This is a genomic window from Streptomyces sp. NPDC043176, assembly GCF_056436715.1.
The window spans coordinates 1-2,409 of the sequence record NZ_JBWKCA010000060.1 but is presented as its reverse complement, the minus strand read 5'-3'; the positions used below and the strand labels follow the sequence as shown (position 1 = coordinate 2,409).

Here is a 2,409-nt window from a genome sequence, read left to right as displayed (position 1 = left end):
GTCTCCCACCTATCCTACACAAGCCGAACCGAACACCAATATCAAACTGTAGTAAAGGTCCCGGGGTCTTTCCGTCCTGCTGCGCGAAACGAGCATCTTTACTCGTAGTGCAATTTCACCGGGCCTATGGTTGAGACAGTCGAGAAGTCGTTACGCCATTCGTGCAGGTCGGAACTTACCCGACAAGGAATTTCGCTACCTTAGGATGGTTATAGTTACCACCGCCGTTTACTGGCGCTTAAGTTCTCAGCTTCGCCAAGACGAATCTTGACTAACCGGTCCCCTTAACGTTCCAGCACCGGGCAGGCGTCAGTCCGTATACATCGCCTTACGGCTTCGCACGGACCTGTGTTTTTAGTAAACAGTCGCTTCTCGCTGGTCTCTGCGGCCACCCCCAGCTCGGGAAGCAAGTTCCTTCACCGGTGATGGCCCCCCTTCTCCCGAAGTTACGGGGGCATTTTGCCGAGTTCCTTAACCATAGTTCACCCGAACGCCTCGGTATTCTCTACCTGACCACCTGAGTCGGTTTAGGGTACGGGCCGCCATGAAACTCGCTAGAGGCTTTTCTCGACAGCATAGGATCATCCACTTCACCACAATCGGCTCGGCATCAGGTCTCAGGCTATGTGTGTGACGGATTTGCCTATCACACGCCCTACACCCTTACCCCGGGACTACCACCGCCCGGGCTGGACTACCTTCCTGCGTCACCCCATCGCTTACCTACTACCACCTTGGGTCGACGGCTCCACCACTTTCCTTTCCCCGAAGGGTCCGGAACGGCTTCACGGCCTTAGCATTAATGGGCTCGGTATTGGGCGTTTCAAAGCGGGTACCGGAATATCAACCGGTTGTCCATCGACTACGCCTGTCGGCCTCGCCTTAGGTCCCGACTTACCCTGGGCAGATCAGCTTGACCCAGGAACCCTTAGTCAATCGGCGCACACGTTTCTCACGTGTGTATCGCTACTCATGCCTGCATTCTCACTCGTGAACCGTCCACAACTCGCTTCCGCGGCTGCTTCACCCGGCACACGACGCTCCCCTACCCATCACAGCGCCCGTTGGGGCTATATGCTGCAATGACACGACTTCGGCGGTACGCTTGAGCCCCGCTACATTGTCGGCGCGGAATCACTTGACCAGTGAGCTATTACGCACTCTTTCAAGGGTGGCTGCTTCTAAGCCAACCTCCTGGTTGTCTGTGCGACTCCACATCCTTTCCCACTTAGCGTACGCTTAGGGGCCTTAGTCGATGCTCTGGGCTGTTTCCCTCTCGACCATGGAGCTTATCCCCCACAGTCTCACTGCCGTGCTCTCACTTACCGGCATTCGGAGTTTGGCTAAGGTCAGTAACCCGGTAGGGCCCATCGCCTATCCAGTGCTCTACCTCCGGCAAGAAACACACGACGCTGCACCTAAATGCATTTCGGGGAGAACCAGCTATCACGGAGTTTGATTGGCCTTTCACCCCTAACCACAGGTCATCCCCCAGGTTTTCAACCCTGGTGGGTTCGGTCCTCCACGAAGTCTTACCTCCGCTTCAACCTGCCCATGGCTAGATCACTCCGCTTCGGGTCTAGAGCGTGCAACTCAATCGCCCTGTTCGGACTCGCTTTCGCTACGGCTTCCCCACACGGGTTAACCTCGCTACACACCGCTAACTCGCAGGCTCATTCTTCAAAAGGCACGCAGTCACGACCCATTGGGTAAACCCAATGAGCGACGCTCCCACGGCTTGTAGGCACACGGTTTCAGGTACTATTTCACTCCGCTCCCGCGGTACTTTTCACCATTCCCTCACGGTACTATCCGCTATCGGTCACCAGGGAATATTTAGGCTTAGCGGGTGGTCCCGCCAGATTCACACGGGATTTCTCGGGCCCCGTGCTACTTGGGTGTCTCTCAAGCAAGCCGTCAATGTTTCGGCTACGGGGGTCTTACCCTCTACGCCGGACCTTTCGCATGTCCTTCGCCTACATCAACGGTTTCTGACTCGCCTCACAGCCGGCAGACTGTGAAAGAGAGATCCCACAACCCCGCATGCGCAACCCCTGCCGGGTATCACACGCATACGGTTTGGCCTCATCCGGTTTCGCTCGCCACTACTCCCGGAATCACGGTTGTTTTCTCTTCCTGAGGGTACTGAGATGTTTCACTTCCCCTCGTTCCCTCCACATGCCCTATGTGTTCAGGCATGGGTGACAGCCCATGACGGCTGCCGGGTTTCCCCATTCGGAAACCCCCGGATCAAAGCCTGGTTGACGGCTCCCCGGGGACTATCGTGGCCTCCCACGTCCTTCATCGGTTCCTGGTGCCAAGGCATCCACCGTGCGCCCTTAAAAACTTGGCCACAGATGCTCGCGTCCACTGTGTAGTTCTCAAACAACGACCAGCCACCCATCACCC

General features: G+C 56.6%; 1 rRNA gene. It reads right to left on the bottom strand.

Going from position 1 to position 2,409, the window contains the following annotated elements:
• A 23S ribosomal RNA gene (locus tag AC067A_RS37360) occupies positions 1-2,353 on the bottom strand; the annotation flags it as partial.
• Positions 2,354-2,409: the final 56 nt, after the last annotated feature.